The organism is Acetoanaerobium pronyense, assembly GCF_017874355.1.
Taxonomy (GTDB): Bacteria; Bacillota; Clostridia; order Peptostreptococcales; family Filifactoraceae; genus Acetoanaerobium; species Acetoanaerobium pronyense.
The window spans coordinates 45,775-53,155 of the sequence record NZ_JAGGLI010000020.1 but is presented as its reverse complement, the minus strand read 5'-3'; the positions used below and the strand labels follow the sequence as shown (position 1 = coordinate 53,155).

Genomic DNA, 7,381 nt, shown 5'->3' with positions numbered 1-7,381 from the left:
TAAAACTCAGTTAAAATTAACTGACTTATTTCATAAATGGTGTTGCTTCAATTAAGAAGCTATTTATGGTTTACTATCCAGTTTTCAAGGTTCATACTCTCGGCCGCTTGGCCGTTTTGCTTTCCTCTGCTGAGGACATGTATTAATATATCACGGGGATAAAAAACCGTCAACACTTTTTGAAAAAAGTTTTTATAAAAAACAAAGCTTTTTTCTATCCACATTATCCACAGATAAAAAAACTCCCTAATCCGTGTTTTTGCAAGTAATTCATTTTTTTCCACATTCGCTTGTTGATAACTCTTTTGCAAAAGTAACTAGTTAAAGAAGTAAAGCTCTTCTTCATACCTTAATATCATTACTTCATTTTATCAATAAAAAATAGGAGAAAGACTCTTAATTGAGTAATCTCCTAATTTTTAAGACTATATAATTTATTTAGAATTTATTTTAAATATTCTACTTTCATAAAGATGAATTCACTTATACATATATATAGGTTTAACCAAAATATAGCAATCCTATTTTCTATCAGGAATAAATTTACTTATTTTCTTACCTTTTGGAAGTCTTTCAATCTCCTCTTTAGTAATTCCTCCAATTAATACTAAGGTCACTCCATAAACCATAGCCCCTAATGATATGGCTATCACAGTGGCTAATGAATTTCCTAAAGCAGAAACTAGAATCATATGAGATACTTTTGCTACAACGCCCATTAGAGATACTGTTATAAGAGGTTTAACTACAAAGTCAGCCATCTCAAATTCTATTTTTAGAAGCCTTTTAACCCAGTATAGATCAAGTACGCCAGCCACAATATAAGCTATAACCGTACCAAGAGCAGCTCCTCTTACATTTAGAGAAGGAATAGATGTAAGTGTATATGTAGCAATAAATTTAAATATAGCACCAATAAAGAGATTCATCACAGGGATTGATGATTTTCCCATTCCTTGAAGTATTCCTGTTAATGTCTGAATCAGACTTAAAAAAACTACTCCAATTGACATTACAAATAAAATCTTACCTACCGAGGCAGGCTCTGAAGGATAAAGCAGCTGCATAATCGGTGTTGCAAGCACCATAAGTCCTACACCAGCAGGAAGTCCTAGAAGTATAGCCATCCTTACTCCAAGCTTTGCATTTTTTCTGGCTTCGTCTATGTCATTAACGGCAAGTGACTGAGAAATTATAGGAACAATACTCATGGCAATTGACATTGTAAGAACCTGAGGAAGATTTATAAGTGTTGCCGCCATCCCTGTAAGCTGTCCATATAAAGTGTTAGCCTCTGCTTGAGTATATCCTGAAGCTATAAGTCTTCTCATTACTATAGACACATCTATCATATTCATTATAGGTAGCACAGAAGCTCCAATAATTATAGGTATTGCTATAATAAGAAGGTTTTTAATAATTTCATTTACTGGCTCCTCAGGAAAATGTTCACTTCTTTTTAATTCTTTGTCTATCTTAGGTTTGTTGAGTCTATATACAAATATTATAAAAATCATACCAAATATAGCTCCGGCAGTGGCTCCAAACGATCCTCCCGCTGCTGCATACTCAGCTCCTCTTGGCATCAATATGTATGCAAGAACAAGTCCAAATCCTACACGTGCTCCCTGTTCAATAATCTGAGAGACCGCTGTAGGAGTCATGTTATTTCTTCCTTGAAAATACCCTCTAAAAGCCGCCATTATTGGAACAAATAGGAGTGCTGGCGCTAAACTAAGCATGGAATAATATGCCTTTGGGTTTTTAAATAAGGTCCCAACAATAAAATTAGCACCAAAGAAAAACATGGAAAATGTTACAATCCCAAGTACGAGCAATATTCTAAATGTAATAGTAAAAACTCTATGGGCACCTTTGTAGTCTCCAAGAGCTCTTCTTTCTGAAACCATCTTTGATATGGCAATTGGAAATCCTGATGTTGATATTGCTAAAAGTAATACATATATAGGATAGGCGGTTTGGTAATAACCCATTCCCTCTCCTTCAATAAGTCGTCCTAATGGAATTCTGAAAAATGCTCCAAGAATCTTAACAACTAGTCCAGCTGATCCTAGTATAAAGGCTCCCTTCACAAATGAGTTCTTACTCATGATTGTTCCTCCTAATTCTTCTTCTTTTATTTAACTTAAAGATTATAGCATAATAAAGCACTTATATTAAAGTTACAATATAATGAACATATTAACTTCAAAATACTTTCACAGAAATTTATTTTATAATATTGAAAAGCTGAAGCCATTTAAAAAATAGCTTCAGCTTAAATAAATTTAATCTTAAATTTTCTTTAGTCCTGAGTCTTAAAGGCTTCTTCGTTTTTTTCTATTTCTGCACTATCTTTTAATGCCATAACGTACTCAGTATATCTTTGTTCAGATATTCTGCTAAGTATCATGTCCTTAACGCTTTCAAACTCAGAAGATTCCACTCTTTTTCCAGTCACTTTAATAATATGAAACCCATACTGAGTCTCTACTAAATCAGATATTTGACCTTCTTCCATAGAAAAAGCCATATCTTCAAAATCTTTGACCATTACACCTCTTTTGAAGTATCCTAAGTCGCCTCCATTTTGAGCAGATGCAAAGTCCTCAGAATAAGTAAGGGCAAGCTCACTAAAATCTTCTCCAGCTCTTGCTCTGTTTAAAAGATCTTCAGCTAAAGCTCTAGCCTCTGCAATTTCTTCTTCTGAAAGACTTACAAAATTGTCATCCACAGTTTTAATAAGAATATGAGATGCTTCTACTTCTTCAGATTTGAACTCACTTTCATTCTCTTCATAATAGGCAAGTGCATCAGCTTCTTCAACTGGATTTTCAGATAAAAAATGTTCCTTGCTAACCTTTATAAGGGCATCTTTTCTAAGCTGCATCTTTATAAAGTCATCTGATATGTTGTTGTCCTTTAGATACTGATCATAATCAGGAAGATTTTTAACTTGCTCTTTAAAGTTTGCAAACTGAGTTTCTACCTCTTCATCAGATACAGAAAGTCCTTTTGACTCTGCATCTTGTATTATAACCTCTTCCTCTATCATCTTCTCAAGAATCTGCTCTCTGAAAAGATCATTGTAAGTCCTTCCTTCTCCAGCGTCTTGCGTCCATATGTCGGCTCCCACTGTTGCTTCTATCTGTTTTTTAAATATAGCAAGGTTTTTCTCATAATCTGTAAGGCTTATCTGCTCTGAATTAACCTTTGCTACATACTTTTCTTCAGCTTTCTCATTTGAACAACCAGCTACAGTCACTAATATAACTAACATAAGCACTGCGCTTAAAAATTTTTTCACTATTAAATCAACTCCTCTAAATTTCAATAATGTCATTATAACATCATTTCTAAAAATGAAGCTATTTTTGTAACTAACTTGTAATCTTCACTTTCTCTAAAGTCACGTTTTATATTATCTTTAGGAATTTCTGCAATAAAATGGATTACTGACTTTTCCTGTTTTATCTTTTTAATTCCAAGTCTTTTGCCCATGGATTTGATATAAGAAATCATCACAAGATTCCTCACAGGATCAGGTATATCAGAGAATCTATCTTCTATTTCTTCCTCTATTTCAAAATAATCCTCTTTACTCTCTATAGCTGCAATTTTTTTATATATTTCTATTTTTGTCATTTCATCTTCTATATAGCTCTCTGGTATATAAGCATTTATATCAAGCTCTATTTCTGTATCTATCTCTTCTTTGATTTCTTGTCCTTGTAGCTTTCTTACAGCTTGATCAAGCATCTTCACATAAAGGTCATAACCAATCTCTCCCATATGTCCAGATTGACTTTCTCCAAGGATGTTTCCAGCTCCTCTTATTTCAAGGTCTCTCATAGCTATTTTGAATCCACTTCCAAACTCTGTAAATTCTTTTATAGCCTTTAACCTCTTTTCAGATATTTCTGTAAGAACTTTATCCTTTTCGTACATAAAATATGCGTACGCCTGCCTTGAGGATCTTCCTACCCTTCCTCTGAGCTGATAAAGCTGAGATAGACCCATCTTGTCTGAGTCATATATTATCATTGTATTTGCATTTGATATATCCATACCAGTTTCTATTATAGTTGTAGCTAAGAGTATGTCATATTCTTTTTCCAAGAAACCCAACATTATATTCTCTAGTTTTCTTGGACTCATCTGGCCATGAGCAACCGCTAGCTCTGCATCTGGAACTAGTCTTTTAATAAGCTGAGCCATCTTTTCTATAGTCTGTACTCTATTGTATACAAAAAATACTTGTCCTCCCCTTGCAATCTCTCTTTCTATAGCATCTTGAATTATTCCTTCTCTTGCTTCTGTTACATATGTCATTATTGGATGTCTATCTTCTGGTGGTTCTTCAAGAAGACTCATATCCCTAATTCCAGAAAGAGACATATGAAGAGTTCTTGGAATTGGAGTTGCAGACAAAGTAATTACGTCAACATTATTTTTTATCTTCTTTAAAACCTCTTTGTGTTTCACTCCAAATCTTTGCTCTTCATCCACAACAAGAAGACCTAAATCTTTAAATTTTACATCTTTAGATAAAAGCCTATGGGTTCCAACAAGTACGTCAACAAGCCCCTTTCTCACATCTTCCAGTATCTGCTCTTGCTGTTTTTTTGTTTTGAATCTACTTACAACCTCTATTCTAATAGGGTAGTTTCCAAATCTTTCTTTAAGTGTATTATAGTGTTGCTGGGCCAATATCGTGGTAGGTACAAGAAACGCCACCTGTTTTGATGCCATGCAGGATTTGAATATTCCTCTTATAGCCACCTCAGTCTTTCCATACCCTACATCTCCGCAAATAAGTCTATCCATAGGTCTTATATTTTCCATATCTCTTTTGATATCTTCAATGGATTTTAGCTGATCTTTAGTTTCCTCATATGGAAAAAGTGCTTCAAACTCTCTTTGCCAAACTGTATCATTAGGGAAGCTATACCCTTTTGCATCTCTACGCTGAGCATAAAGCTCAATAAGGTCATGGGCAATCTCATCTACTGCTTTTTTTACCTTAGCCTTAGCCTTCTTCCACTCTTGAGTCCCAAGCCTACTCATTTTTACTGTATCTTGGTTTCCCCCAGCTATATATTTTTGAACCTTGTCCATTTGAGAAAGAGGCACATAAAGAGCGTCTCCTCCGCTATAAACCACTTTGATATAGTCTTTTCTGATATCATCAAACTTTTTAGGCTCTATACCTGCAAATCTACCTATTCCGTAATTTTCGTGAACTACATAGTCTCCAACACTTAACTCTACAAAGCTTTCGATAGCTTTTCCTTTGTATTTTTTTGCAGCTTTTTGTTTTTTTCCTTTTTTAGATACTCCAAACATCTCTTTGTCAGTAAAAACAGCTAGCTTGCTTGCAGAGTAAACGTAACCCTCTGAAAGCTTACCTTTTACAAGACCCACTACATTTGAGTCTATATCTGATTGTCTTTCCTTAAAGTACTTTACATCTATACCAAAGTCATGTAGAGATTTATAAATACTCCTCACAGTATCTTCATCTCTTTCAACAAGAAGCACCGTGTATCCCTGTTTTTTTAGATAATCTATTTCCTCTGAAAGGGCCTGTCCTTTCCCTTGGAAGGATATCGGCTCTCTAGTTTCAAAGTTTATTATAGACGATGTATTGAATCCCTTTACAGATTTTGGAAGGAATGAATTGAGTATTATAAAATGACTTTCCATTTTATGTCTCAAATCATCTATTGTATAAAGGAGATTTCCTTCTCCTGAAAGTGCAAATCCTTTTTCAAGGGCTGATTTATAGTTTTCGATAAACTCCTCAAAATAGTTCATCGATTTTTCTATAATTCTATTTGGTTCATTGACTATAAAAATAGCATCTTTATCTATATATGAAAATATACTGGTGTCTTTCCCTTCATACATATAGTTGATGTATTTTTGTATGCCTTCAAAATAATGTCCCTGGCTTATTCTATCTATATCATAGGTTATATCTTCGCTGGAGTTTTCCTTTAAATCTTTTTTTATTTTTTCCCCTGCTTCTTTGTAATCCTTTGTCATTATAAACTCTCTTGCAGGAGATACTGTAATTTTTTCTACTTTATCTAGAGACTTTTGAGTCAAAGGGTCAAATATCCTTATAGAATCCACATCATCCCCAAAAAACTCTACTCTAAAAGGAAACTCTTCAGTTGGAGTAAAAATATCAAGTATTCCCCCTCTTACAGAAAACTGCCCCTTGCTCTCTACTCTTGATTCTCTTTCATATCCGTTTTTCACAAGGGTTTTGATTAGTGCATCCATTTCATGAACGTCACTTAGAGTTATATTAAATATAGAGTTAAGGTACACCTCTTTAGGTATATACCTTCTCATAGCAGTCTCTACTGAAAGTACTAAGATATCATAATCATTTGAAGCTAAAGTGATTAATGTGTTGATTCTCCTTGTTTCTTCTTTTCTGTCTTTTGCCTCAATAGAATAAAACCTTGTCTCCTCGTTCTTTAAGAAAAGGGCTCTTCCCTTTGTATAAAAAGAAAGATCTTCATAAAGCTTCTCCCCTTCTATTTCGTTTGGAGTTACAATCACTATTTTTTTATTGAGGTTTTCCTTCAAAAAATATGCCATATGAGCTCTTTGAACTGTAAGAAGCCCATTTGCAAGAAGGGGAGATCTTTTACTTTTTATGTTTTCAAGTAATGCAGAAAACTCTTTTTGTTTTTTTAGATTGAGAAGAAGTATATCTTCCATATTGTTTCTCCTTTGAGTTTCTTAAATATTAAACAAATTCATAGATTTTTCGATGCCTTCTTTGATAGCTACTTCCACAGCCTCTACAGAACTGTCTATAGCCCTAGATATATCCTTGATTTCATCATCTCTGAATTTAGACAGTACAAAGCTAGCCAAATCCTGACCATTTTGTGGTTTTGAAACTCCTATTCTAAATCTAGGAAAATCATCAAAACCAAGGCTATATATTATGCTTTTCATTCCGTTGTGAGTACCAGAGCTTCCTTTTTTTCTAATTCTCAGGCGTCCCACATCAAGATCAATATCATCATAAAGGACAAATATCTCTTCGTTTTTTACTTTGTAAAATTTACATATTTCCCTTAGAGACTCTCCACTTAAGTTCATAAAGGTTTGAGGCTTTACAAGAAGCACCTTTTCATTCCCAATAAATCCTTCACCAACTAGAGCCTTGAACTTTAACTTATTGACCTTTATTCCATGCTTAGCTGCAATTAAATCTATAGCAATAAATCCTACATTATGTCTTGTTCTTTCATATTTGTTGCCTGGATTCCCAAGCCCTACAATTACGTACATAAAATCACTTCCTAAGTATAATAATTTTAAAACGACCAAAAAGAGCCTAAAACTAGGCTCT

The 7,381-nt window shown here is 34.0% G+C and carries 4 protein-coding genes; all 4 read right to left on the bottom strand.

Annotated elements, in window-relative coordinates:
* Nucleotides 1-521: 521 nt before the first annotated feature.
* Complete coding sequence (locus J2Z35_RS09340; RefSeq protein ID WP_209661136.1) at nt 522-2,111, bottom strand: putative polysaccharide biosynthesis protein; 1,590 nt, start codon at nt 2,109-2,111, stop codon at nt 522-524.
* Nucleotides 2,112-2,305: 194 nt separating this feature from the next.
* On the bottom strand, nt 2,306-3,307 hold the full coding sequence (locus J2Z35_RS09335) for a peptidylprolyl isomerase (RefSeq protein WP_209661135.1): 1,002 nt from the start codon (nt 3,305-3,307) through the stop codon (nt 2,306-2,308).
* A 35-nt stretch (nt 3,308-3,342) separates the two neighbouring features.
* Nucleotides 3,343-6,738 (bottom strand): transcription-repair coupling factor, encoded by a 3,396-nt coding sequence (gene mfd / locus J2Z35_RS09330; RefSeq protein ID WP_209661134.1) that lies wholly within the window; start codon nt 6,736-6,738, stop codon nt 3,343-3,345.
* A gap of 21 nt (nt 6,739-6,759) precedes the next feature.
* Nucleotides 6,760-7,320 carry an aminoacyl-tRNA hydrolase gene (pth, locus tag J2Z35_RS09325; protein WP_209661133.1) on the bottom strand — a complete coding sequence of 187 codons (561 nt, stop codon included), beginning with the start codon at nt 7,318-7,320 and terminating at the stop codon, nt 6,760-6,762.
* Nucleotides 7,321-7,381: the final 61 nt, after the last annotated feature.

Bases quoted from the DNA above. Each gene is read 5' to 3' on its own strand.
- J2Z35_RS09340 (WP_209661136.1), bottom strand. From the start codon at position 2,111: ATGAGTAAGAACTCATTTGTGAAGGGAGCCTTTATACTAGGATCAGCT.
- mfd (WP_209661134.1), bottom strand. From the start codon at position 6,738: ATGGAAGATATACTTCTTCTCAATCTAAAAAAACAAAAAGAGTTTTCT.
- pth (WP_209661133.1), bottom strand. From the start codon at position 7,320: ATGTACGTAATTGTAGGGCTTGGGAATCCAGGCAACAAATATGAAAGA.